The organism is Kitasatospora sp. MBT63 (assembly GCF_000710465.2).
Taxonomy (GTDB): domain Bacteria; phylum Actinomycetota; class Actinomycetes; order Streptomycetales; family Streptomycetaceae; genus Kitasatospora.
Genome location: NZ_JAIZ01000714.1, coordinates 19,561 through 20,650 on the forward strand (window position 1 = coordinate 19,561; position 1,090 = coordinate 20,650).

Below are 1,090 nucleotides of genomic sequence, written 5' to 3' on the forward strand. Positions count from 1 at the left end.
GCGGGCCGCGGACCGGCCGCCGCCGGGGACTCGGGGAGCGACACCGGCGGGTCCGGAACGGGCACCGGTGACTCCGGCACCGGCGCCGGGTCCGCCGCGGGCTTGCTGGTCTGGGCCGCGAAGGCGCCCGCGAGCACCAGGGCGCCGCCCGCCAGCTGCGGCAGCCCGAGGTGCTCGCCGAGCAGGACCCAGGCCAGCACGGTGGCCACCACGGCCTCCAGGTTGGCCACCACCCCGGCCACCGGGGGTGACAGGTGCTGCACCGCCACCACGCCGGTCAGGTACGCCAGCACGGTGGCGACCAGCACCATCCAGGCGGCCGGCAGCAGGGCGGGCAGCCGGTGGCCGTTCATCGTGACCTGCCCGGTGAGCAGGCCCCAGTCGGCCTCCCAGGGCCGGGTGAGGACGGTCAGCACCACCGCGCCGATCAGCAGCCCGAAGGCGCTGACGGCGATCGGGTCGATCGGGCGCTCGCCCTGCCGCCCGGCGTCGGCCAGCACGAAGTAGCCGACCTGGCAGCAGGCGGCGCCCAGCGCGAACAGCACGCCGAGCGCGTCGAAGCTCAGCCCGTTCCAGACCTCGACCACGCAGGCCAGACCGCCCACCGCGACGGCGGCCCCGACCGCGGCGCCCCGGGAGACTGGCCGGCGCTGGACGAACTTCACGTACCCGAGCAGCAGCGGCGGCCCGAGGTACTCGATGAGCAGCGCGACGCCGACCGGTATCCGGGCGATCGAGGCGAAGTAGCAGGCCTGCACACCGGCGACGGCGAGCAGCCCGAAGCCGGTCAGCACCCCCGGCCGCTGCCGCAGCGCCGAGCGGTGCCGCCAGGCCAGCGGCAGCAGGACCAGTGCCGCGCCGGCCACCCGCAGCCACACCACGTGCAGCGGTGACAGGCCCGCCTCGATCAGGGGTTTGGCGGCCGTTCCGGAGCCGCCGAAGGCGAAGGCGGAGACGAGCGCGAGGGTGAGGCCGAGGGAGCGGGCGGAGCGGCGGGGCGAGGGTGTCGAGCTGTGCACCTGCGCATTGTGCCAGTCGGCATACGGTCTACGTAAGGTGCAATCTCGTGATTTGGTACTGCCGTGGGCGG

At 75.1% G+C, this 1,090-nt stretch carries 1 protein-coding gene; it reads right to left on the minus strand.

Annotated elements, in window-relative coordinates:
• Positions 1 to 1,019, minus strand: a 1,019-nt coding sequence (locus AA75_RS37135) for a DMT family transporter (protein ID WP_082527110.1), incomplete at its 3' end; no start/stop codon positions are given.
• Positions 1,020 to 1,090 lie beyond the last annotated feature (71 nt).